17 protein-coding genes are annotated in these 23,478 nt (G+C 67.4%); 4 read left to right on the forward strand and 13 right to left on the reverse strand.

Features of this window, described 5'->3' with window-relative positions:
* Positions 1-84: 84 nt before the first annotated feature.
* The 4 genes from H556_RS0111260 to H556_RS0111275 form a co-directional block, all read right to left on the reverse strand.
* Positions 85-1,866: an acyl-CoA dehydrogenase C-terminal domain-containing protein gene (locus H556_RS0111260; protein WP_024354522.1), complete on the reverse strand. Its 1,782-nt coding sequence runs from the start codon at positions 1,864-1,866 to the stop codon at positions 85-87.
* Positions 1,867-1,870: 4 nt separating this feature from the next.
* Positions 1,871-2,359, reverse strand: coding sequence for a MerR family transcriptional regulator (locus tag H556_RS0111265; RefSeq protein WP_024354523.1), 489 nt, complete (start codon positions 2,357-2,359; stop codon positions 1,871-1,873).
* Positions 2,360-2,538: 179 nt separating this feature from the next.
* Complete coding sequence (locus H556_RS0111270) at positions 2,539-2,952, reverse strand: DoxX family protein (protein ID WP_024354524.1); 414 nt, start codon at positions 2,950-2,952, stop codon at positions 2,539-2,541.
* Between the two features lie 203 nt (positions 2,953-3,155).
* The gene (locus tag H556_RS0111275) at positions 3,156-4,607 is read right to left on the reverse strand and encodes a protein adenylyltransferase SelO family protein (RefSeq protein WP_024354525.1); all 1,452 of its coding nucleotides are present in this window, start codon (positions 4,605-4,607) and stop codon (positions 3,156-3,158) included.
* 222 nt (positions 4,608-4,829) lie between these two features.
* Here H556_RS0111275 and nhaA point away from each other — a divergent pair, with 222 nt between their 5' ends.
* Positions 4,830-6,041, forward strand: a complete 1,212-nt coding sequence (gene nhaA, locus H556_RS0111280; RefSeq protein ID WP_024354526.1) for a Na+/H+ antiporter NhaA — start codon at positions 4,830-4,832, stop codon at positions 6,039-6,041.
* Between the two features lie 232 nt (positions 6,042-6,273).
* Positions 6,274-8,922, forward strand: a complete 2,649-nt coding sequence (locus H556_RS0111285; protein ID WP_024354527.1) for a TonB-dependent receptor — start codon at positions 6,274-6,276, stop codon at positions 8,920-8,922.
* Between the two features lie 140 nt (positions 8,923-9,062).
* Here H556_RS0111285 and H556_RS0111290 read toward each other — a convergent pair whose 3' ends face one another.
* The 9 genes from H556_RS0111290 to H556_RS0111330 all read right to left on the reverse strand — a co-directional run bounded on the left by H556_RS0111290 (position 9,063) and on the right by H556_RS0111330 (position 21,358).
* Positions 9,063-12,152 (reverse strand): efflux RND transporter permease subunit, encoded by a 3,090-nt coding sequence (locus H556_RS0111290; protein WP_024354528.1) that lies wholly within the window; start codon positions 12,150-12,152, stop codon positions 9,063-9,065.
* Positions 12,153-12,161: 9 nt separating this feature from the next.
* Entirely contained in the window at positions 12,162-13,325 is a 1,164-nt protein-coding gene (locus H556_RS0111295; protein WP_024354529.1) for an efflux RND transporter periplasmic adaptor subunit, read from the reverse strand.
* A gap of 181 nt (positions 13,326-13,506) precedes the next feature.
* Positions 13,507-13,998 carry a DUF6491 family protein gene (locus tag H556_RS0111300; RefSeq protein WP_024354530.1) on the reverse strand — a complete coding sequence of 164 codons (492 nt, stop codon included), beginning with the start codon at positions 13,996-13,998 and terminating at the stop codon, positions 13,507-13,509.
* 30 nt (positions 13,999-14,028) lie between these two features.
* On the reverse strand, positions 14,029-15,855 hold the full coding sequence (mnmC1, locus tag H556_RS0111305) for an FAD-dependent 5-carboxymethylaminomethyl-2-thiouridine(34) oxidoreductase MnmC1 (protein ID WP_029673558.1): 1,827 nt from the start codon (positions 15,853-15,855) through the stop codon (positions 14,029-14,031).
* 145 nt (positions 15,856-16,000) lie between these two features.
* Positions 16,001-16,267, reverse strand: a complete 267-nt coding sequence (locus H556_RS0111310; protein ID WP_024354532.1) for a hypothetical protein — start codon at positions 16,265-16,267, stop codon at positions 16,001-16,003.
* Positions 16,268-16,418: 151 nt separating this feature from the next.
* Positions 16,419-16,742, reverse strand: a complete 324-nt coding sequence (locus H556_RS0111315; RefSeq protein ID WP_024354533.1) for a hypothetical protein — start codon at positions 16,740-16,742, stop codon at positions 16,419-16,421.
* Between the two features lie 96 nt (positions 16,743-16,838).
* Positions 16,839-17,708 (reverse strand): flagellar motor stator protein MotA, encoded by an 870-nt coding sequence (gene motA / locus H556_RS0111320; RefSeq protein WP_003170169.1) that lies wholly within the window; start codon positions 17,706-17,708, stop codon positions 16,839-16,841.
* A gap of 259 nt (positions 17,709-17,967) precedes the next feature.
* Positions 17,968-19,767 (reverse strand): long-chain-acyl-CoA synthetase, encoded by a 1,800-nt coding sequence (locus H556_RS0111325; RefSeq protein ID WP_024354534.1) that lies wholly within the window; start codon positions 19,765-19,767, stop codon positions 17,968-17,970.
* 259 nt (positions 19,768-20,026) lie between these two features.
* Complete coding sequence (locus tag H556_RS0111330) at positions 20,027-21,358, reverse strand: PQQ-dependent sugar dehydrogenase (RefSeq protein WP_024354535.1); 1,332 nt, start codon at positions 21,356-21,358, stop codon at positions 20,027-20,029.
* 330 nt (positions 21,359-21,688) lie between these two features.
* On the opposite strand from H556_RS0111330, the gene H556_RS0111335 reads away from it, so the two are divergent.
* Both H556_RS0111335 and H556_RS0111340 read left to right on the forward strand, forming a co-directional pair.
* A complete protein-coding gene (locus H556_RS0111335) occupies positions 21,689-22,624 on the forward strand; it encodes an ABC transporter ATP-binding protein (RefSeq protein ID WP_024354536.1) in 936 nt (311 codons plus the stop codon).
* Positions 22,624-23,391 (forward strand): ABC transporter permease, encoded by a 768-nt coding sequence (locus H556_RS0111340; protein WP_024354537.1) that lies wholly within the window; start codon positions 22,624-22,626, stop codon positions 23,389-23,391. The genes H556_RS0111335 and H556_RS0111340 overlap by 1 nt, the downstream gene beginning before the upstream one ends.
* The last annotated feature ends 87 nt before the right edge of the window (positions 23,392-23,478 follow it).

Below are 23,478 nucleotides of genomic sequence, written 5' to 3' on the forward strand. Positions count from 1 at the left end.
GCGTGTGTCTCGCCATGCCCTCCCCACCCGGTCGTCGCTACGCGCCGACCACCCTCCCCATGAAGGGGAGGGAGACGTTCATGCTCAGAACGCCTCGGCGGGCATCTGCATCAGCACCTCGGCGCCGGACTTCAGCTTCTTCAGGTGCGCCCCGGCGTCGGGCAGGATGCGCTCGACGAAGTAGCGGCCGGTCATCAGCTTGTTGGCGTAATAAGGATCGGCGTCCCCGGCCGCGATCTTCTCTTGCGCCGCCTTGGCCATCTGGGCCCACAGGAAGGCGTAGGCCGTCAGGCCGAAGATGTGCAGGTAGTCGGTCGAGGCCGCCGCCGCATTGTCCGGGTTCGCCATGCCGTTCTGCATCAGCCACATGGTGGCTTCCTGCAGCTTCTTCTTGGCGTCGGCCAGGCCCTCGACGAAGGGCTTGATCGCCTCGTCATCGCCGTTCTCGCTGACGAAGGCGTCGATGTCGGCGAACCAGCTCATGATGGCGCGGCCGCCGTTGGCGGGCAGCTTGCGGCCCACCAGATCCAGCGCCTGAATGCCGTTGGTGCCTTCATAGATCATGGTGATCCGCGCATCGCGCAGATACTGCGAGGCGGGGAAGTGCTCGGTGTAGCCCGAACCGCCGTGGACCTGCATCGCCAACGAGGCGACGTGGAAGCCCTTGTCGGTCAGATAGGCCTTCAGAACCGGCGTGATCAGGCCCATGTAGTCCTTGGCCTTGGTGGCGACGGCTTCGTCGGCGGCCTTCTGAAGGTCGGCCTGCAGCGCGGTCCACAGGATGAAGGCGCGGCCGCCTTCGACGAAGGCCTTGGCTTCCAGAAGCATGCGGCGCACGTCCGGGTGGACCATGATCGGGTCGGCTGGGCCGTCCGGGTTCTTCGGTCCGGTCAGGCTGCGGCCCTGCAGGCGGTCGTTGGCGAACTCGACGGCGGCCTGATAGGCGGCGTCGCCGATGGCCAGCCCTTGCAGGCCGGTGCCCAGGCGGGCCTCGTTCATGACCACGAACATGTTGTTCATGCCGCGGCCTTCTTCGCCGATCAGCCAGCCCTTGGCGTTCTCATAGGCCATGACGCAGGTGGCGTTGCCGTGGATGCCCATCTTGTGCTCAAGGCCCGCGCAGGCCACGCCGTTGCGCTCGCCCAGCGACCCGTCCTCGTTCACCAGGAACTTGGGCACGACGAACAGGGACAGGCCCTTGATGCCCGGAACCGCGCCTTCGACGCGGGCCAGCACCGTGTGGATGATGTTGTCGGCGAAGTCGTGCTCGCCCGCCGAGATCCAGATCTTCTGGCCGGTGATTGAATAGGAGCCGTCGTCGTTCTTGACCGCCTTGGTGCGGACCATGCCGAGGTCCGTGCCGCACTGCGGCTCGGTCAGGTTCATGGTGCCGGTCCATTCGCCCGACGCCATCTTCGGCAGGTATTTCTGCTTGATCTCGTCCGAAGCGCTGGCCTCGATGCCGTGGAAGGCGCCGCTGGTCAGGCCCGGATACATGGAGAAGGCGGCGCTGGCGGCGGCGGTGAACTGGCCGACTGCGCTCGACACCACCGAGGGCATGCCCTGACCGCCGAACTCGGTGCTAAAGCCCAGCGAGGGCCAGCCCGCCTCGACCATCTGGTGATAGGCTTCCTTCCACCCCTTGGGCGTCGTCACCACGTCGCCGTCGATGTGACAGCCTTCCAGATCGCCGGGACGGTTGATCGGGGCGATGACCTCTTCGGCGAACTTGCCGCCTTCCTCGATGATCTGGTCGATCAGGTCGCGCGACAGATCGGCGTCGGGCAGCTGGTTGCCGTAGTTCTCGACCTGCAGAACGTCATGCAGGACGAAGGACAGGTCGCGGACGGGCGCCTTATAGGTCATGGGATCACGCTCTCGCTTTGAAGGTCAGGAAATGGTCGTCGGGGTCGTTGAGACGCTCGCTCAGCAGGCTGGCGTAGGCCTCAGCGCCCGGCAGAAGGTCGGGGCGGTGTTCGCTCAGGGTCTTTTCCATCCAGGCGCAGGCGGCCTCGGCCGTCTCGATGGCGCCTTCGATGTCTTCCAGCTGCTGCTTCAGCGCCTCGATGCGGGCGCGATGGCGGGGCAGGGCGATGGCCATCTGATGGACGTTGTGGTCCTTCTGGTCATACAGATCCAGCATCTCCTGGATCTCGACCAGGGTGAAGCCGATGCGGCGGCCGCGCATGATCAGCTTCAGCCGGGCGCGGTCGCGCGGGCCATAGACCCGAGTCTGCCCCTTGCGCGACGGCGTCAGCAGGCCCTTGTCCTCATAGAAACGAAGGGCGCGCGCGGTCGCGCCGAACTCACGGCATAGCTGCCGTATGGAATAGGTGCGATGTTCGTCTGCGATCGACATGGTCTCGTCATAACTTGACGCGGACGTAAAGGGAAGCTTTTCGCGTGACGGCTACGAAGTTGTGAACGGCTCAAAAGAAAAGGCCGCGACCGGGGACGGGTCGCGGCCTTCGTATTCGCAGGCCCTCAGGGGGAGGGGGAGAAGCGGGCCTGCAAATCGGTTCGGGAAGGCGCGTCGGCTCAGCGGCGACGCAGCCACAGCACCGGCGCCGTAATGGCGATCAGGAAGACGTTGGTCAGGCTCAGGCCCAGGTCCAGGTTGAAGGCGTGGACGCCCAGGGCGATCGCCTCCAGCACCAGCAGGCCCGCCGCCGCCGTCAGCAGCAGCGGGCGGCCGAACCGCCATGAGATCAGCGGCGTCAGCACCATCAGGGCCAGCGCCATCTCGGCGACGCCGACGCCGCGCACAAAGGTCTCGCTGACGAGGGCCGGCCACTGCATCAGCACGATGAGGTTCTGCATCGGCTCGGACAGCTTGGCGTAGCCGGCGGCGAGGAAGAACATGGCGATCCAGCCCTGGAACGTCCAAAGCGCGATGTTCAGATAGTCGGCGCGGGCGCGCGCCTGATGGGGCGTCAAGGTGGTCGTCGTCATGGCCGTAACCGTTAATTTGCAACAGTCACAAGATCAGTTCTTGTAGCCGCTTTTCAAGCGCTGGAAACAATCTGTGATCACGGTGGCGGAAGGTCGTGGCGACAGAGGGGCTGAAACCACAATTCCCCGTAACCCAGCCGGGATCATCCGCCTCTAAGCCGAGCCGTATTTCGAGTCAACGGTCGATGACATCAATTGATGACTTAGAGGCTCCAGGCCGCCTTCGCCGTCTCCAGCCGGGCCAGTTTGCTCTTCAGCGGCGCCCAGTCGTCGTCGGCGTCAATGGCGCTCCACAGGGCCTCGACCTCGTCGATCAACAGCTCTTCGGGTTCGGGCGCGGCGAACATCGGATGCTCCAGCCGCTCGGGCCGGTCGGGCTCATGCTCCATCAGGGCGAAGCGGAAGGCGTCGAAGGCCTCGCCCTGATAGGTCTTGCCGCGCACCCCGCCCAGCGCCCGCGCCGCCGAGCTGAAACCGCCGAACCAGTCGAAGAAGAGCGGCTCCCAGCGTAGGGCCTCCTTCTTCTCGCGCGCCAGCGCCAGGGTCGCGTCCAGCAGCCGCTGGTCCGCCGCCTCGCCCAGGCTCTGCACCCCCAGCCGGTTCAGGAAGGCTGCCCGCAGATGGCGGATATAGGACGGGCCGAAACCGTTCAGCGCCGCCGCCAAGGACTCCGGCTCGGCGATCAGCTTCAGACAACCCGCCAACTGGGTCAGGTTCCAGAACACCGCCTCGGGCTGGCGCGCGAAGGCATAGAGGCCGTTCTGGTCGAAATAGGCGGCGGTGAAGCCCGGCTCATAGTGGGGCAGGAAGCGCCACGGGCCATAGTCGAAGCTTTCGCCGGTGACGTTCAGATTGTCGGTGTTCAGCACCCCGTGCACGAAGCCGGCCGCGATCCATTTCGCCGTCAGCGCCGCCGAGGCCTCCACCACCGCCCCCAGAAAGCCCGTCGCGTCTCCCGCCGGGATCGCCGGATGATAGAGGCTGCGCGCGTGCTCCATCAGCGCCTCGATCTGGTCCTTACGACCATAGTATGCGGCGCGCTGGAAGGTCCCGAAGCGGATATGGCTGTGCGACAGCCGCACCATGACGGCCGAGCGCGTCGGCGACGGCTCGTCGTGCCTCTCCAGATCCTCGCCCGTCTCGATCAGCGACAGGATGCGGCAGGTCGGAACGCCGAGGCTCTCCAGCATGGCCGCCGCCAGCGCCTCGCGCACCCCGCCCTTCAGCGTCAGCCGCCCGTCCGCATGACGCGACCACGGCGTCTGGCCCGAGCCTTTGGTCCCCAGGTCGAGAAGGCGGGGATTTTGAGTGTCCCTATCGCCTTGCTCGCGGAGCAAGGCTGCTTCAGGGACTTCTCTCATCTGCGCCGCCAGAAAGCCGCGCCCGTCGCCGATGTCGGGATTGTACACGCGGAACTGGTGGCCGTGGTAGCGCATGGCCACGGGGCCGGGCTGGCCGGGCAGGGGCTCGAAACGGCCGAAGTGGGCGATCCATTCGGCGTCGCTCAGCGTCTCCAGCCCCACCGTCGCCGCCGCCCGGTCGTTGCGCAGGCGCAAGGTCGTCTGCGGGAAGTCGGCCGACTTCACGGCGTCGCCGTAGTCGGCGCCCAGTTCAAAAAAGCGGGGTTCGGGGCGATAGGCGGGGGAGACGGGCATGGGGCGCAGATGCCCCTTCGCCGCGCATTTCGCAACCGCGAGGCCGATCCGGCGTGGCGGGGTTGAACCTTACGGCCCGATCCGTATTTTCACCGGCAGAGATCAGGCCCCGCGCGGCATCGCCCAGGGGTCAGGCTGGCGCCGCCTTGCGTGCGAATCCGGTCCGGCGTCCGTCGATAACCTGACGCCACGACAGACCCTCTCACTGTTTCGGAGACCTTCGTGGCCAGAAAACACACGCTCGCCTTTCTCAAGACCGAGGCCGGTTCCGGCGCCGTCCTCGGCTTCGCGGCTCTTGCGGCGCTGATCGTCGCCAATTCGCCCTGGTCGGCCGATTATTTCGACTGGCTTAAGAGCGTTCACGCCGTCCAGATCGGGCCGCTGCGGCTGGAGGAGACGGTGTCCGACTGGATCAAGGAAGGCCTGATGGCGGTCTTCTTCCTGATCGTCGGTCTGGAGATCAAATACGAAATTCTCAAGGGCGAACTCAGCAATCCCAAGAAGCTGGCCCTGCCCATCCTGGCGGCTCTGGGCGGCATGGCGGTTCCGGGCCTGGTCTATCTGGCCGTCGCTGGAACGCTGGGCGGACCGCATCAGGGCTGGCCCATTCCGCTGGCCACCGACATCGCCTTCGCCCTGGCCGTCTTCGCCGTCGTGGGGCGCAGCCTGCCCGCGTCGCTGCGCGTCTTCCTGCTGACCCTGGCCATCGTCGACGACCTGGGCGCCATCGCCCTGATCGCCATCCTGTTCAGTCAGGGCGTTCAGTGGGTTCCGCTGCTGGCGGCGCTGGGGGTCATCGCCGTCTTCGCTGTGCTGGGCCGCCGCCGGATGGCCGCGGCCTTCTGGGTGCTGGGCTTCGCCGCCGTCTGGTATCTGACGGTGCTGTCCGGCCTGTCGACGTCGCTGACGGCCGTGGCCTTCGCCCTGATCGTGCCGGTCGATCCGCGCCGCGAGACGTCTCAGAGCCCGCTCAAGGACGCCATGCACGACCTGCACCCCTATGTGGCCTATCTGGTCCTGCCGCTGTTCGCCTTCGCCAAGGCGGGCGTCTCCTTCGCCGGTCTGTCGCTGGAGCAGGCTTTCGCCCCGCTCGTCATCGCCATCGCCCTGGGCCTGTTCATCGGCAAGCAGGTCGGCGTCTTCGGGGTGGCCTGGCTGGCGGTCAAGCTGGGCCTGGGCGACAAGCCGTCGGGCGCGGGCTGGATGCAGATCTACGGCGTCAGCCTGCTGTGCGGCATCGGCTTCACCATGAGCCTGTTCATCGGCGTGCTGGCCTTCCCCGGCGCCGTGGACTCCGTCGAGCAGATCGAAGTCAAGCTGGGCGTCATCGGCGGCTCGCTGCTGTCCGGTCTGGCTGCGGCCGTGATTCTGTCGCTGGCCGACGCAGCGCAGAAGAAAAGACGCCATTTGAAATCAGTCGCTTCGGCTGAGTGATCGCTGATAACATTGACCTAACGTCAGTATATTTGTCGCTTTATCGCCACAGGTGAGGCGAGGGTGAGGGAAATTATCGTTCCTCAGGTGGCCTTTGCTTGTCGGTGACTCGGGCATGGACTACCCCTTTGTGCTGAGAACCCGCGCCGTTCAATGAGCGCGGATCATCAGGGACAGGAATCGCGCGCGGCCGCGAAATGCGGCCGGGCCCACAGAGTCGGGGAGCCGCCTTATGCGTTTGAACCACATCCTTCGCTGCACCGCTTCGGTCGCCGTCGTCGGCGTCGCAGCCTTCGGCTTCGCGGGGGCCGCCGCCGCCCAGGACGGGCCGACCACGGTCGACGACATCATCGTCACCGCCCAGAAGCGTGAGCAGAGCCTGCAGGACGTGCCGATCGTGGTCACCACCCTGTCGCAGGCGGCGCTGGAAGGCGCCGGGGTCCGCGACATCAAGGATCTGCAGATCCTGACGCCGGGCATGACCGTGACCTCGACCCAGTCGGAAACCGCCACCACCGCCCGTATCCGCGGCGTCGGCACCGTGGGCGACAACCCCGGCCTGGAAAGCTCGGTCGGCGTGGTGATCGACGGCGTCTACCGCTCGCGCAACGGCGTCGGCTTCGGCGACCTGGGCGAACTGAGCCGCATCGAGGTGCTGAAGGGGCCGCAGGGCACCCTGTTCGGCAAGAACACCTCGGCGGGCGTCATCAACATCATCTCCGAGGCGCCGTCCTTCACGCCGGGCTTCGAGGCCGAGGCCACCTACGGCAACTTCGGCGCCTGGGGCATCGCCGGCTCGGTCACCGGCCCGCTCAGCGACAAGGTCGCCGGCCGCCTCTACATGGCCAAGCGCGAGCGCGACGGCTTCTACGACGTCGTCACCGGCGCCGGCCCGCGTCAGGAAACGGACGACCAGAATCAGAACTTCTGGACCGCGCGCGGCCAGCTGCTGATCCTGCCGTCGGACGACATCTCGATCCGCCTGATCGCCGACTATTCCAAGCGCGATGAATACTGCTGCGTCTCGACCCAGGTTCGCACCGGCCCGACCGTGGCCTTCATCAATGCGGTCGGCGGTCAACAGGCCGCCCCGGCGCCGGGCTTCGGCGAGCTGCCCTTCTCGCGCACGGCCTACGCCAACCGCGGCACCGGCCAGACCATGGAAGACATGGGCTTCTCGGCCGAAGCCAACATCGACATCCCGTCGTGGAACGCCACCTTCACCTCGCTCAGCTCCTGGCGGAACTGGTCGGGCGTCAACGGCATGGACCTCGACTACACCACCGCCGATCTGCTCTATCGTCCGCACGACGGCGGCTACGGCTTCGAGCTGGACAACCTGACCCAGGAAGTCCGTCTGGCCGGCGCCACGGATCGTATCGACTGGCTGGTCGGCGCCTTCATGACGCGCGAGACCATCAACCGCGACGACAGCTACTGGTACGGCGCGGGCTACACGCCCTTCATGTCGCTGTTGATCTCCAGCCAGCTGAACGCCGGTTCGAGCGCCATCCCGATCAGCCCGAACATCGTCGGCTGCCTGACCCGTCCGGGCACGACGGCGCAGTTCCTGACCGGCTGTCTGGCGACCGGCGGCATGGCGCCTTCCGGCCCGACGGCGCCGACCGGCCCCGGCTTCGGCGCAGGTCATGGCGTTCAGGACCACTACCGTCAGACGACGGAATCCTTCGCCATCTTCACCAACAACACCCTGCATCTGACCGACAAGTTCGATGTCACCCTGGGCCTGCGCTACACGCTGGACGACAAGAGCCTGTCGGGCGTCCAGGACAATCTGGGGACCAACGGCGCGGCCTGCGGCGGCGCTCTGGGCAACATCGCCGCCATGACCGGGGCGCTGATGGGCGCTGGCCTGCCTCAGGCCGCCGCCCAGTCCACGGCCGGGCGTCTGGCCTCCAACCTGTGCCTGCCCTGGGCCAACCCCATGTTCGACAACCGTCGCATCGGCGAAGGTCACAGCAACGGCGAGTTCAGCGGCACGGTGAAGGGCAGCTATCGCTTCAACGACAGCGTGATGGCCTACGCCTCTTATGCGCGGGGCTATAAGTCGTTCGGCTACAATATGGACCGGGTGCAGGGACCGACGGCGGCCAATCCGCTGCCGATCAACCCCAGCAACTCCCTGCTGTTCCCGTCCGAGACGGTCGACAGCTTCGAGATCGGGCTGAAGAACACCCTGTTCAACCGCTCGGTGCTGTTCAACATCACCTACTTCAATCAGAAGTTCGAGGATTTCCAGCTCAACACCTTCCTGGGCACGGCCTTCGTGGTCGAATCCATTCCTGAGCTGACGTCCGAGGGCGTCGACGCCGACTTCGTCTGGTTCACCCCGGTCGAGGGCCTGTCGTTCTCGGGCGGCGTGACCTACACGGACACCAAATACGGCGACTTCACCGCCGCCGACCTGGCCAACCCCGGCAACTTCCCGCAGCTGTCGCTGCTGCCGGGCGCCCGCGCTTCATTTGCGCCGGAATGGTCGGCCACGGCCGCCGTGGCGTTCGACCGTTCGATCGGTTCGGGGATGAAGGTGGGTCTGAACCTGTCGGCGAAGTACTCGACCGAGTTCAACACCGGCTCGGACCTGCTGCCGTACAAGATGCAGGACGCCATGACCCTGCTGAACGGCCGCATCACCCTGGGCGCCGAAGACGACCGCTGGGCGCTGGACCTGTGGGCCCAGAACCTGACGGACGAAGAGTACAAGCAGGTGGCCATCAACGCCCCGCTGCAAGGCTCGGCCTTCCAGACCACGGTCCAGCCGAACGGCACCTACTACAACCCGGCGCTGGACACCCAGACCTACAACGCCTTCATGGGCCAGCCGCGCACCTACGGCGTGACCCTGCGCGTCCGCTACTGATCTAAGCGGAGCGTCTGACAATAGGGGCGGGCCGGAGCGATCCGGCCCGCCCTTTTTCTTACGGCGCGCGCTCGCGCCCACGAAAAAGCCCCCGGCCATGCGACCGGGGGCTTTCCTGTCTTCAGCGCTTGAGGCGCGCCTCACTCCGCCGGGGCGTGGCTTTCTCCGGCCATCCGCCGCTGCCCGGCGAACATCCGGTTCAGCATCCGCCGTCCGAAGCCGGCGATGTCGTCGACGATGGTGAACACCGCCGGGATGTAGAGCAGCGACAGGAAGGTCGAGGAGATCAGCCCGCCCAGGACGGCCACGGCCATCGGCGAGCGGAACTCCACGTCGGCGCCCCAGCCGATGGCGATGGGCACCATGCCCGCCCCCATCGCGAAGGTGGTCATCAGGATGGGCCGGGCCCGCTTGTGGGCGGCGTCCATGATGGCGTCGAAACGGTTCAGTCCGCTCTTCTCGGCCATGATGATGTAGTCGACCAGCAGGATGGAGTTCTTGGCCGCGATCCCCATCAGCATCAGCACCCCGATCAGGGCCGACATCGAGAAGCTCTTGCCCGCGATCACCAGGGCGATGAAGGCGCCGCCGATGGCCAGGGGCAGGGCCGCCATGATGGTGACCGGATAGGCGAAGCTTTTGAACAGCAGGGTCAGCACCGCATACATCAGCAGGATGCCGGACAGGAAGGCGATGCCGAAGCCCACCAGCATCTCCTGGATGAACTCGGCGTCCCCGGCCGGGACCTGTCGCACGCCGTTCGGCAGGCTCTTGACCGAGGGCAGGCGGTTGACCGCCTGACCGGCGGCGCCGGTGGTGATGCCGTCCAGCTCGGCCGTGATAGAGGCGATGCGCGACCGATCCTGGCGGCTGACCGTGGCCGGCCCGGCGCCGAACTCGATGTCGGCCACCGCGCTCAGCGGCACCGAGGCGCCCGAGGCGGTCGGCACCCGCAGGCTTTCCAGCACGTTCAGGTCCTCGCGCGCCGCCTCGGTCAGTTGCAGGCGAATGGGGATCTGACGGTCGCCCAGATTATACTTCGGCAGGTTCTGATCGACGTCGCCGATGGTGGCGACGCGCACCGCCTGCGAGATGGCCCCCGCCGAAACGCCCAGCAGGGCCGCCTCGTCGGGGCGCGGCGTGACCAGGATTTCCGGGCGGGCGATGGCGGCCGTATTGACCACATTGGCCAGCCCCTTCACGCCGCGCATCTCGTCCTCGACCTTACGCGCAGCCGCCTCCAGCGTCGCCGGATCGTCGCCCAGGATGGAGAAGGTGTAGCTGGTGCCGTCGCCGGGGCCGCCGCCCTGCTGGGCGATGCCGGCGCGGATGCGGGCGCCGGGGATCTGCTTCAGCTCATCGACCATGACGCGGGCGAAGGCCTGCTGGCTCAGCTCGCGCTTACCCTTGGCGACCATATCGGCGTAGACGTTGGCCTGATTGACCGACTGGCCGCCGACGGCGGCGTAGACCGAGGTGACCTCGGGCCGGGCGTTCAGCTTCTGGGTCACCTGCTGCACCACGGCGTCGGTCTGGCGCAGGGTGGCGCCCGGCGGCAGTTCGATCTGGAAGGCGGCGCGGCCTTCGTCGGCGGGCGACATGAACTCGAACGACATCTTGGCGACCACGGACAGGCCGATGGAGCCGAACAGGAAGGCCCCGCCCATGACGAAGACGATCCAGCGATGGCGCAGGCACCACTTCAGCGCCCGTAGATAGCCCCCCATCCAGAAGGGGTCCTTGTCCTCATGGTGGGTGTGCTTGAGCATATAGGCCGCCATCAGCGGCGTCAGCAGACGCGCCACCACCAGAGAGAAGAAGACGCTGATGCAGGCCGCCAGCGCAAAGGCCTTGAAGAACTGGCCGATGATGCCGGGCATGAAGCCCACGGGCGCGAACACGGCGATGATGGTGCCGGTGGTCGCCACGACCGCCAGGCCGATCTCGTCGGCGGCCTCGAAGGCGGCGTCATAGGGCGGCTTGCCGTCGCGCATGTGGCGGACGATGTTCTCAATCTCCACGATGGCGTCGTCGACCAGAATGCCGATTGTCAGCGAAAGCGCCAGCAGCGTCACCACGTTCAGCGACTGGTCCATCGGCCCCAGGATGGCGAAGGTCGGGATCAGCGACATCGGCATGGCCGTCGCCGCGATCAGGGTCGCCCGCCAGTCGCGCAGGAATATCCACACCACGATGACCGCCAGCACGGCGCCCAGGATCAGCGCTTCCAGCGAAGCGAGGTAGGATTCCTCGATGTATTTCACGCTGGACGTGACCTGTTCGATGGTCAGGTCCGGGTGGGCTTCGTCGATCTTGGCGACCTCGGCGCGGACCTTTTCCGAGACCTTGACCTCGCTGGCCTCGCGCGAGCGCAGGAAGTTGAAGGTCACGGCCTCCTGGCCGTTGTAGCGGGCCAGACGGCGCGGCTCGCTCCACTTGTCGACCACCACGCCCAGATCGCCCAGGCGCACGTTCTTGCCGTCGCCGACCGGCACAAGGGTCTCGCGCAGTTGTTCGACCGAACCGGCGGCGCCCAGCGTTCGCACCGCGCGCTCAGACCCGGCGATGGTGACGCGCCCGCCCGGCAGATTGTTGTTGACGTTGGTCAGGGCCTGGCTGACCTGAGCCGCCGTGACGCCGTAGGCGCTGAGCCGTTGCGGGTCCAGCTCGACGCGGATCTCGCGATCCACTCCGCCCGAGCGGTTGACCTCTCCGACGCCGCCCAGGGCCAGCAGGGCGCGGCTCATCTCATTGTCGATGAACCAGCTGATCTGCTCGGGAGTCATCGTTTCCGAGCGCACGACGTAGGTGATCAGGGCGTCGCCGGTGATGTCGATGCGCTGGACCGTCGGCTCCTGCATGTCCTGGGGCAGGCTGGCGCGCACCCCGCTCATGGCGTTGCGCACGTCGTTGGTGGCGCGCTCGGTGTCGGTGCCCAGTTCGAACTCGATGGTGGTCGAGGACACCCCGTCGGAGACGTTGGAATAGATATGGCGCACGCCCGACAGGCCGGCGATCGAATCCTCGATCACCCGCGTGACCTGCACCTCCATCTCGGTCGGGGCGGCGCCGGGGCGCGCGGCCGTGACCGCCACCAGCGGGAAGTCGATGTCGGGGTTGTTGTTGATCCGCATCCCGGCGAAGCCGGTCACCCCGCCCAGCGTCAGCAGCAGGAACAGCAGGATGACGGGGATGGGGTTCTTGATCGCCCAGGCGGAAATCTGGTTCATGGCCGGGCCTTATTTCTTGGCGGGCGCGGAGGCCGGAGCCGGGGCGGTCGCAGCGGCGGGCGCCGCAGCCGGTTTGGGCGCGGCCACCGTCACCTTGTCCCCGTCGTTCAGGAAGCCTGCGCCGGCCACCACGACCCGCATCCCGGCGTCCACCCCCTCGACCGAGGTCTGGTCGTCGTTGCGCGCCAGCACGGTCACCGGGGCGAAGCGCACCGAGGAGTCGGCGTTCAGCACGAACACCCCCGAGCGGTTGCTGCGGTACAGAACGGCGTCGGTCGGCACCACGGTCGCCGGGCGGGCGCCCGCTTCGATCGCGGCGCGGGCGAACATGCCGGGCTTCAGCGCGCTGCCGGGGGCCAGGCTGATGCGCGCTAGGCCCAGACGGGTCTGCGGATCGACCTCAGGCGTGACGATGCGCACCGTGCCTGTCGTCGATCCGGCCTGGCTGGAGGTGATGGCCGCGCTCTGACCGGCCTGGATCAGCGGCAGTTCCGTCTCCGGCACCTGCGCGTCCAGCTCCAGACGGCCGTCGCGCACCATGCGGAACAGTTCGGTTCCGGCTTCGATGATCTGGCCCTTGGTGACGCTGCGCCTGATGATGAGGCCGCTGACGGGCGCGCGGATGGTGGCCTGCGACAGCCGGGTCTGGGTCTCTGACAGCGAGGCGCGCGCCGAGGCCAGATTGGCCGCCGAGGCGCGCTGGTTGGCCAGGGCCGTGTCCAGCGCCGCCTGGCTGAGGAAGCCCCGCTCCTTCAGCTCCTGCGCGCGGGAAAGGGCGGCGTCGTCGCGCGCGGCGTTGGCCTCGGCGGTCTGCACCGCCGCCTGCTGCTGACGCACCTGGGCGCGCAGCAGCACGTCGTTCATCTGCACCAGCGGCTGTCCCTGGCGGACATAGGAGCCCTCGTCGACATACAGGGTCGTCGCGGTCAGCCCGCCGGTTTCGGCGCCGACCGGCACCTCTTCCCAGGCGGTGACGGTGCCTGAGGCGACCACGGTGCGGGGCAGGGCGACCGTGGTCGCCGTCGCTGCGCTGACGGTCTGGCGCGAGGCGCCGGCCTCCTTGTCCTTGGGGGCGTCGCCGTGTCCGCCGCAGGCGGCCAGGGTCAGGCTGGCGGTCAGCGCCACGGCCAGGGCGCCGGTCAGTCGGGCCGAAAAGCGTCGAGAGGTCGCCACGTGGGGATATCCTGGGAGATTGAGCGTTCAGTCGGGCGCGCGCCAACCTTCTGTCCGGCGTCGCGGGCATAGCAACGCTGTTTAGCCCTTCGGCGATCCCCGCTCAAACGACTCGATCGCAATTACACAGAAGTAATCTGCGGGCGGCCGGATCGGGAGGCGCTGCGATCAGGGACGGGGGTCAGGGGCGATCCCGCGCCGGCAGGGCGGCGACTTCAGCGTCGGTCAGACCCTTGACCATACGAACGCTGCACGGCGTGTTGTCGAAGTCGCGGGGCGCCGAGACGATGCGGGTCCAGTCGCCCACGCACAGGCTGGTCAGGCCGCCGTTCGGCTTGAAGCCGATGGCCAGCGCATTCTCCAGGTCCGGGCAGGCGCCAAGCGTCTCCAACTGATAGACCGACTTCATTCCCGTGCGCACATAGACGTTGCGCCCGTCGTTCGAGACGCGGAAATTGCGAATGTCGCGCTGGAAGATGCATTGGCGCGCCGTCGTATTCGCGGCGGTCTGGCCGCCGCTGCCGCCGCCGTTGACGGGCGCGCAACTGGCGATGGTGAAGCTGGCGACCAGAAGGGCCGGAGCCATAGCGAGACGAAGGATCATGACGCTGCCTCGGTTGAAGTCGATCACGGCGGTGCGCCCGGTCTGAACCAGGCCGGTGGCGTTATGCACGACAACGCCGGGCGCGCCTGCTGGTTTCGCTCAAACCGCGTTATCGCCTTCGGTCAGCCAACGGGTCGCCGACAGCCGACGCGCCGCCTCGGCGCTCAGGGGCGAGGGCCGCCCCATCGCCAGGGCCGCCAGATGCTCGCCCAGCAGCGGCGCGACGCAGAAGCCGCGCGACCCCATCCCGGTCAGGACGAACAGGCCGGGGCGCCATTCGCCGCACAGGGGCAGGCGGTCGGGCGTCGTGGCGCGAACGGCCGCGCGGCGCCCCCGCGCCTCGGCAGGCGCGGCGTCCACGCGCGCGGCGCATAAGGGCAGGGCGGCGCCGAGGGTCGCCCGGTTGCGGCCGCTGGCCTCGTCCGACGCTTCGGGCGCCTCGACGCCCCGGTCGTGGGTGGCGCCGTACAGCATCCCCCGCCCGGTCGGCGCGGCATAGCCGCCCCAGGCGGCTGGGACGCTCGGGGCAGACAGCGTTTCGTCTTCGATCCAGTCCGCCTGTCCGGCCACGGGCGACAACGGCAGGTCGGACGCCAGCCGGGCCGTCCCCCAGCCCGCCGCCAGCACCACGGCGTCCGCCTCGATCAGCACGGCGTCGTCTTCGTCCCGAACACGCCAGCCCTCCGCCAGCGGCTCCAGCCGCGCCACGCGCCCTGCGACCCGTTCTGCGCCCGCCAGCCACGGCTCCAGTATGGCGTCGGAGCGCACCGCCAGCGCCTGCGCCATCATCAGCCCGCCGCGCGCGGTAGGCTCGCCCAGATGTCGCGAACAGGCGGCCGCGTCCAGCCGCTGCATCGCCCCTTCGGGCCACAGGTCCTGAGCGGCGATCTTGTCGAAGCGGACGGGGTCGCGCGGCGCCTGCTCCAGTTGCAGCACCCCTTCGGCGACCACGGCGCCGGGCAGGGCGCGGTACAGGCTCCCCGCCCGCTCCAGCGCCTGGGCGTGGAAACCGGCGATCAGGGCGTCGCCCGCATCCAGCCGGGGCGTGACCAGCGACGCGGGAAAACCCGAGGCCCCCGCGCCCGCTCGTTCGGCCTCGATGACGGTGACGCGCGCGCCCTCGGCGATCAGGGCGCGCGCGACAGCCGCCCCGGCGATCCCGGCGCCGACGACGGCGACGTGGACAGGGCGTTCCGGCCGGGGCTCGCCCGCCATCCGCGCCTCCAGCCGCTCGCGCTTGCGTCCATGGCCGGGCTTTTTCTCGACCGTGAAGCCATGCTCGGCCAGACCGCGCCGCACGGCTCCCGCGACGGTGAAGGTGGCCAGCCGAGCGCCCGGCGCCGAGCGCGCCGCGACCAGGGCCAGAATGTCGGGCGACCACATGCCGGGGTTCAGCGCCGGCGAAAATCCATCCAGAAACCAGGCGTCGGCGCCGCCCGACCACTGCTCCAGCGCCCACCGCGCGTCGCCGACGGCCAGGTCGATCGTCGCCCCCCAATGCGGCAGGTCCAGCCGGTGAAACCCCGGTGTCCCGGCGGGCCAGACCGCCAGCAGCCCGGCGGCCGTCTCGGCCAGTTCCGGCCAGGCGGCCAGCGCCCGCGCCGCCTCTTCGCGCGCCAGGGGGAAGCCCTCGATGGAGAAGACCTTGAGCCGCCCGTTCTCGGGCCGCGTCCGCCGCCACAGATCCAGCAGGGCGACGATGTTCAGCCCGGTGCCGAAACCCAGTTCGCCTACGGTGAAGGCGGATCGCCCGCTCCACGCCTCCGGCAGTCCGCAGCCCTGCAGGAAGACCGCGCGCGTCTCGGCCAGCCCGTCGTCCTTGGAGAAGTAGACGTCGCCGAATCGGCCCGAGCGGGGCGAGCCGTCCTCGGCCCACACCAGTTGCGGGGAGGCGTCGTCAGGCGCGATGTCGACGGGATCGGTCATGACGGCCGGTCTATCGACCCGCGCGACCGGGCGAAAGCGGGCCAGAGCTATGGGCCAGAACTAGGGGCAAGAAAAAAAGGGACCGTCCGAAGACGATCCCTTTCTCCATCACGGTCCGGAGACCGCGATTTAAGACTGTGAAGTCTTAGGCAGCCGGAGCGGCCGGAGCAGCAGCGGCGTCGGCAGCCGGAGCAGCAGCGTCGGCGGCCTTGGCGGCTTCGCCAGCGGCTTCGCCAGCAGCGGCGGCAGCGTCGGTGGCGGCGGCGTCGGCCGTAGCAGCGGCGTCGGCAGCGGTGTCGGCGGCGGCGGTGGCGTCGGCAGCGGCGTCTTCAGCCTTGTCGGTGGCGGCGGGTTGGCAAGCAGCCAGGGCCAGAGCGGCGGCCGAAGCGGCGATCAGAGCGGTGATGCGCATAGTTTTCTTCCTTCAGAAGGTAAATGCGAGACCATGAACCTCGCTGAGGGAGTGATAACGGCTTCGTGAGGATAAGCGCAAGCGATTTCTCACGCGTTCGTGAAGACGTCGCGAGCGCATCTCGATTGTCGATGCGCCGATACTCCTCGCATCAGCCGCTGTGCGGAGGAGGGGGCTTGGTCGGATCCGTCGGATCATTGGGAAGCGGCGTGGGCGCGGCATCCGGATCCTGAGGCAAGGTCGGCGGCGTCGGGGCCGGAACGCCGTCGCCCGGCGGCGGATTGGCGGGCGACATCGTGTCGGGAGACGCTGTCGTCGCGGGCGGCTGTGCGGGCTGTGCGGGCTGCGAGGACTGGGCGGCGGGCGAGGCCACGCCTTCGGCCTTTTCCGGCGCCCGCTCATTGCAGGCGCTCAACAACAGGACTGCGCCCAGCGCGCTCAGGCTCGGCAGAAAGACTCTTGAGGACGGTCGCATTGGACGGCTCCTTTCAGAAACGGCCGCGCACGCAGCCGTGATCTTCAGAGAACCGTCGTGAACGCTCTGTGTTCCGAAAGTCGCTTCGGACGCCCGTCAGGCGTCCATCGGCGCGGCGGCCAGGGCTTCTTCCATTTCGGTGAAGGACGGCTGGGCGGTCGAGGGAATGTCGCCGCGCCCGATCTCGACCGAGATCTGGGCCGCATTGCCGTGCAGGTGGGCCACCAGCACCGACTGGATGATCTTGTAGTAGGCGCCTTCCTCTTCGACGATGGCGTTCAGGCGCGAGGCGAACGGCCCGACCAGCCCATAGGCCAGGAAGACGCCCAGGAAGGTGCCGACCAGTGCGCCGCCGATCATGCCGCCCAGCACCTCGGGCGGCTCGGTGATCGAGCCCATCGTCTTGATGATGCCCAGCACCGCCGCGACGATGCCCAGCGCCGGCAGGCCGTCGGCCAGGGTCTGCAGGGCATGGGCCGGGGCCAGGGCCTCGTGGTGGTGCTTCTCCAGCTGCTTTTCCATGGCGTCCTCGATCTGGTGCGGATCTTCGAGGTTCATGGTCATCATCCGCAGGGTGTCGCAGATGAAGTCGGTGGCGAAGTGGTCCTTCAGCACCTTGGGATACTTCTGGAAGATGGTGCTCTCGGCCGGCTTTTCGATGTGGCTTTCCAGGGCGATCACGCCCTTGGACTTCATCGTCTTGGTCAGCTGGAACAGCAGGCTCAGCAGATCCTTGTAGTCCTGCTTCTTCCATTTCGGCCCGGCGAAGCATTTGCCCAGCCCGCCCAGGGTGGCCTTGATCACCGGCAGGCTGTTGGAAATCAGGAAGGCCGCGATGCCCGCCCCGAAGATCGCCATCAGCTCATAGGGCAGCGAATAGAGGATGGTCGCCATCTTGCCGCCGTGCAGCAGGAAGCTGCCGAACACCATGGCGAACAGCATGACGATGCCGATGATCTGGAACATGAGGCGAGCGTGCGTCCTGCAGCCGATGGGTCAGGATGCCCTTATCGCGGTTAATGCTTAAGGGCGCGTTTCGGGAATCCCGGTTCGGGACGAAAAGCGCTCAAGCCCTCTCCCTCCCCTTTATGGGGAGGGTGGTCGCGTAGCGACCGGGTGGGGAGGGCTGCGTGATGCATGGCGTGGCGCGTGAACAGCCAAGCCGCCCCACCCCACTTCGCCCTGACGGGCTCAGCCACCCTCCCCATGAAGGGGAGGGAGAAATCTACAGCCGCGTCGCACCGCTCAGGATCGCTTCGCGCGCCTTGGCGGTCAGCTTCTGGTACCCAGCCTTGCCGCCGCGCACCCACACGGGGCCGTCGACCTTGTCCGGGTCGAAGCCGTCGGCGACCAGATCGACCTTGCGGTATTTGAAGGTGCCGGTGGTGTCGGCCGACTTCAGCATCCGCACGAACACCGGCCGCGCATAGGTCGGCAGTTGCTCGTCGGTCCAGGCGGCGAAGGCGGCGGCGTCGAACTTCTCGTCCAGCACCAGGCCGACCATGCCCGCCTTGCCCTCCTGGCCCGGCACCTCGACGCCATAGGCGATGACCTCCTGCACGCCCGGCGCCTCGGACAGGCGCTGCTCGACCTCGGCGGTCGAGACGTTCTCGCCCTTCCAGCGGTAGGTGTCGCCCAGCCGGTCCATGAAATAGAGGTAGCCCTGCCGGTCCTGGCGCATCAGGTCGCCGGTGCGGAACCAGCGGTCGCCCTTCTTGAACACATCGGTCAGGATCTTCTTCTCGGACGCCTTCTTGTCGGCGTAGCCCGAGAAGTCGTGGCGGATGTCGCTGCCGATCTGGCCGATGGCTTCGCCGGTCTCGCCGACGGCGACGGGAACGCACTGACCGTTCGGTCCGCGCAGGGGCTCGCCCGTCTCGGGGTCCAGGGCGATCAGGCGGATGTTGATCTGCGACTTCAGATAGCTCGGCACACGGCCGATGGCGCCCGCCTTGCCGTCGAAGTTGAACAGGGAGACGTTGCCCTCGGTCGAGCCGTAGAATTCCAGAATATCCTTGATGCGGAACCGGCTCTGGAACTCGGGCCAGACGTCGGGGCGCAGGCCGTTGCCGAAGGCCAACCGCAGCTTGTGGTCCCGCTCGTCGGGGGTCTCGGGGCTGTTGACCAGATAGCGGCACAGCTCGCCGATATAGACGAACATCGTTGCGCCCGTCGCCTTCACGTCGGGCCAGAAATGGGTGGCCGAGAAGCGCCGTCGCGTCACCATCCGCCCGCCGTTCAACAGCACCGAGCCGACGCCGACCAGCCCGCCGGTCGAGTGATACAGCGGCAGGACGTTGAACAGCACGTCCTTGGGCGTCGAGGCCGTGGCCCCCGCGAAGGCGCGCATATAGGTGCGCACCCGCGAATGCGGCATCCGCGCCGCCTTGGGCAGGCCCGTGGTGCCCGAGGTGTAGATGTACAGGGCCGTGTCGCGGTTGGTCATGCCCTGACGCAGCGAGCGGTCGGGTCGCACCGAGGAGGCGCTGCGCACGGCGTTGTCCAGATCGCGGCGGCCGTTGGTCTCGTTCTCCTCGCCCAGGCCGTGGACCCAGATCATCAGGTTGCGGTCGACCAGGCCGCGCGCGTCCTCGACCGCCTGCCAGCAGTCCTCGTCCGTCACCACGTTGAAAGCGGTCGAAATGGTCAGGCAGTGGGCCAGAGCCGCGCCGGTCAGATTGTTGTTGATCAGGGCGGTGGCCACCCCGACCTTGGAGAAGCCGAACCAGGCCGCGACGTATTCTACGCGATTATGCATCACCAGGGCGATGACGTCGCTGCGCTTCAGATTGCGGCTCTTGGCCCAGTTGGCGTAGCGGTTCGCCAGGGCCTCGAACTCGCGATAGGTCAGTTTGCGGGTCTCGTCCTCGACGGCGATGTTGGGGCCGAACTTATCGACCGCCTCCTCGATGTCGTCACAGGCCAGGACGTCGCTGTCGAGGGTGATGGGCTTGATGCGCTTCAGAAGCCGGAACAGCCCGCTCGCGAACTTGATGTCACGCCGGATGTTTGCCGCCAGTCCCATGGGTGCGCCGCCTCTTCCCGATTTGCCTTTACCAAGGGTGATGAACGGCGCGGAGCGGCGGGTCAACCGGCGGCGGAGACGCAGGCGGGGCCATTCGACAAAAAGGCAAGCTTTCGCGCCGTTTTCAATGACGTAAGGTCAAGTCGAAGGGCGACGTAACGTCAATCTGATCCATCAATGACGGACGCGTTCACACCGGATCGTCTACAGATGAAATCCGTCGCCGGCCGCCATGACTGACGAAGGTCTGTTTCGCATCTCAGCGTGCGGCAGGGCTCACGCGCCAGACGGCGTCGCCCACGTCGTCGGCGACCAGCAGGGCGCCGCGGCCGTCTACGGCGACCCCCACCGGCCGCCCCATCGCCTCGCCCTGTTGATTGCGGAAGCCGGTCAGCACGTCCTGCGGCGGCCCGTCTGGCCGCCCGTCGCGGAAGGGGACGAAGATGACCTTGTACCCGGACGGCGGGTTGCGGTTCCACGAGCCGTGCTGGCCGATAATCGCCCCATTGCGCCACTGCGGCAGCAGGTCGCCTGTATAGAAGGTCAGGCCCAGCGAGGCTGTGTGCGACCCCAGGGCGTAGTCGGGCCGGATCGCCCTGGCGACCATGTCGGGCCGGGCGGGCGTCACCCTTTCATCGACGATCTGGCCGTAATAGCTCCACGGCCAGCCGTAAAAGCCGCCCGCCGTCACCGAGGTCATATAGTCGGGGACCAGATCGTTTCCCAGGGCGTCGCGCTCATTGACCGAGGTCCAAAGCCGCCCGTCCTGCGGGTTCCAGGCCAGGCCGACGGGGTTTCTCAGCCCCGAGGCGAAGACCCGCCGCGCGCCTGTTGCGACGTCGATCTCCAGGATGGCGGCGCGGTCGACCTCCTCGTCCAGCCCGTTCTCGCCGATGTTGGAGTTGGAGCCGACCCCGACATAGAGCTTGGTCCCGTCGGCCGAGGCGACCAGACTCTTGGTCCAGTGGTGGTTGCGCCCGGCGGGCAGGTCCGCGACCTTGACCGGCGCCGCCCCGATGCGCGTCTGTCCCGTCCGATAGGGGACTTTGACCACGGCGTCGGCGTTGGCGACGTAAAGCGTCTCTCCGACCAGGGCCATGCCGAAGGGCGAGGTCAGGTCGCTTAGAAAGACCGTCTTCGTCTCCGCCGTCCCGTCGCCGTCGGCGTCGCGCAGCAGGCTGATGCGGTCGGCGCTGGGCCGGTCGCCCGACCCGGCGCGCGCCATCACCAACCCCTCGATCCAGCCGCGCAGGCCGCCCTTCTTCGCCTTGGGCTTGGCGGGCCCCTGGGACTCGGCGACCAGCACGTCGCCGTTGGGCAGGACATAGAGCCAGCGCGGATGATCCAGCCCGGTCGTAAAGGCGTTCACCGCCAGTCCCGACGCCGCAACGGGCGTGCGTCCCTGCGGCCAGCCGACGGCGGGGGCGATCTTCACCATCGGCACGCTTTGCGGCTGCGGCGTGGGCAGGTTGGGCGCGGCGCCGAACCCGTCCGTTTCCGGCAGCACGCTTTCGGTCTCGCAGGCCGCGAGGCTGAGCAAGGCCGCGAAGGGGAGGGCGAGCAGGAGGGGGCGAGGAGACATGGCGATCATCCTGAACGGTTCGCGCCGAACTATAACGCCCTTAAAGGCGGATGGCCTCACGCATCACACCCTCTCCCGGCGGGAGAGGGCTTGAGCCTCCAAGAGCGAAGCGATTGGCGAAGGCGAAAGGGTGAGGGGCTTGTCCCTTCAGTCGGCGTAAGCCGTGGCGCAACGACCTACGGTCGATTTCACCCCCCAACCCTCACCCTTTCGCGCCAAGACGATCGCCTTCCGCTCTCGTGCGCTCAAGCCCTCTCCCATCAGGAGAGGGGTGGGCCTGCCTCTTGAGCCGCCCCATCTCGCTCCTTATCTGCCATCCCCGAAGCCGGGAGGGGCTCCATGCCAGCCGTCATTTCCATCGAAGGTCTGACCAAGACCTACAAGTCCGGCCATCAGGCCCTCAAGCGTGTCGATCTGGAGATCGAGAAGGGCGAAATCTTCGCTCTTCTGGGGCCGAACGGGGCGGGCAAGACGACGATGATCTCCATCGTCTGCGGCATTGTCACCCCGTCCAGCGGAACCATCATCGCCGACGGCCATGACATCCAGTCCGACTACCGCGCCGCCCGCACCCGCATCGGTTTGGTGCCGCAGGAGCTGACGACCGACGCCTTCGAGACCGTCTGGGCCACCGTCGCCTTCAGCCGGGGCCTGTTCGGCAAGGCGCCGAACCCGGCCCACATCGAACAGATCCTGCGCGACCTCAGCCTGTGGGACAAGAAGGACGCCAAGATCATGACCCTGTCCGGCGGCATGAAGCGCCGCGTCATGATCGCCAAGGCCCTGAGCCACGAACCGGACATCCTCTTCCTGGACGAGCCGACGGCGGGCGTCGACGTCGAACTGCGCCGCGATATGTGGGCCCTGGTGCGCCGGCTGCGCGATCGCGGCGTGACCATCATCCTGACGACCCACTACATCGAGGAAGCCGAGGAGATGGCCGATCGCGTCGGCGTCATCCTCAAGGGCGAACTGATCCTGGTCGAGAAGACCGCCGACCTGATGCAGAAGCTGGGTCGCAAGACCCTGACCCTGAACCTGCAGGAGCCGCTGGCCGCCCTGCCGCCCGAATTGGCCGACTGGTCTCTGACGCTCAAGAATGACGGCGGCGAGATCGAATACGTCTTCGATTCCAACGCCGAGCGCACCGGCGTCCCGTCCCTGATGCGCCGCCTGTCGGACCTCGGCATCGGCTTCAAGGATCTCAGCACCCGCCAGAGCTCGCTCGAAGACATCTTCGTCGGCTTGGTCCATCAGGATCGGGAGGCCGCGTGATGAGCTTCAACGGATATGGCGTCTGGGCCATCTACCGCTTCGAGATGGCGCGGGCCCTGCGCACCCTGTGGCAGTCGCTGGTGACGCCGGTCATCACGACATCGCTCTATTTCGTCGTCTTTGGCGGCGCCATCGGCAGCCGCATGACCGAGGTGGACGGCGTCCCCTACGGCGCCTTCATCGTGCCGGGGCTGATCATGCTCAGCCTGTTCACCCAGTCGATCTTCAACGCCTCCTTCGGCATCTACTTCCCCAAGTTCACCGGGACGATCTACGAGATTCTGTCCGCGCCCGTCTCGCCGCTGGAGATCGTGCTGGCCTATGTCGGGGCGGCGGCGACCAAATCGGCGATCCTGGGCCTGATCATCCTGGCCACGGCGGCCTTCTTCGTGCCGCTGCAGATATTGCACCCTTTCTGGATGCTGGCTTTCCTGATCCTGATCTCGACCACCTTCGCCCTGTTCGGCTTCATCATCGGGGTCTGGGCGCAGAATTTCGAGCAGCTCCAGTTCATTCCCATGCTGATCGTCACGCCCCTGACCTTCCTGGGCGGCGCCTTCTATTCGATCGAGATGCTGCCGGAGGGCTGGCGCACGCTCGCCCTGTTCAACCCGGTGGTCTATCTGATCTCGGGCTTCCGCTGGGCCTTCTACGGCGTGGGGGACGTCAGCGTTCAGGTCAGCCTGCTGGCCACGCTGGGCTTCTTCTTCGGCTGTCTGGCGGTGGTGGGCTGGATCTTCAAGACCGGCTATCGTCTGAAGAACTGAAGGCCACGAAAGCGCCGAACTCGGCGCTCACCGTTTCGCCCTCTATCGCCTTTTCGACCTGATGCGCGCTCGCCTGAGCGCCGGAGA

Source organism: Brevundimonas naejangsanensis DSM 23858, assembly GCF_000421705.1.
Classification (GTDB): domain Bacteria; phylum Pseudomonadota; class Alphaproteobacteria; order Caulobacterales; family Caulobacteraceae; genus Brevundimonas; species Brevundimonas naejangsanensis.

Coding starts and splice junctions, on each gene's coding strand:
- H556_RS0111325 (WP_024354534.1), bottom strand. CDS start 19,767: ATGGGACTGGCGGCAAACATCCGGCGTGACATCAAGTTCGCGAGCGGG.
- H556_RS0111340 (WP_024354537.1), top strand. CDS start 22,624: ATGAGCTTCAACGGATATGGCGTCTGGGCCATCTACCGCTTCGAGATG.
- H556_RS0111285 (WP_024354527.1), top strand. CDS start 6,274: ATGCGTTTGAACCACATCCTTCGCTGCACCGCTTCGGTCGCCGTCGTC.
- H556_RS0111265 (WP_024354523.1), bottom strand. CDS start 2,359: ATGTCGATCGCAGACGAACATCGCACCTATTCCATACGGCAGCTATGC.
- H556_RS0111270 (WP_024354524.1), bottom strand. CDS start 2,952: ATGACGACGACCACCTTGACGCCCCATCAGGCGCGCGCCCGCGCCGAC.
- mnmC1 (WP_029673558.1), bottom strand. CDS start 15,855: ATGACCGATCCCGTCGACATCGCGCCTGACGACGCCTCCCCGCAACTG.
- H556_RS0111310 (WP_024354532.1), bottom strand. CDS start 16,267: ATGCGCATCACCGCTCTGATCGCCGCTTCGGCCGCCGCTCTGGCCCTG.
- H556_RS0111275 (WP_024354525.1), bottom strand. CDS start 4,607: ATGCCCGTCTCCCCCGCCTATCGCCCCGAACCCCGCTTTTTTGAACTG.
- H556_RS0111335 (WP_024354536.1), top strand. CDS start 21,689: ATGCCAGCCGTCATTTCCATCGAAGGTCTGACCAAGACCTACAAGTCC.
- H556_RS0111330 (WP_024354535.1), bottom strand. CDS start 21,358: ATGATCGCCATGTCTCCTCGCCCCCTCCTGCTCGCCCTCCCCTTCGCG.
- H556_RS0111290 (WP_024354528.1), bottom strand. CDS start 12,152: ATGAACCAGATTTCCGCCTGGGCGATCAAGAACCCCATCCCCGTCATC.
- H556_RS0111260 (WP_024354522.1), bottom strand. CDS start 1,866: ATGACCTATAAGGCGCCCGTCCGCGACCTGTCCTTCGTCCTGCATGAC.
- motA (WP_003170169.1), bottom strand. CDS start 17,708: ATGTTCCAGATCATCGGCATCGTCATGCTGTTCGCCATGGTGTTCGGC.
- H556_RS0111315 (WP_024354533.1), bottom strand. CDS start 16,742: ATGCGACCGTCCTCAAGAGTCTTTCTGCCGAGCCTGAGCGCGCTGGGC.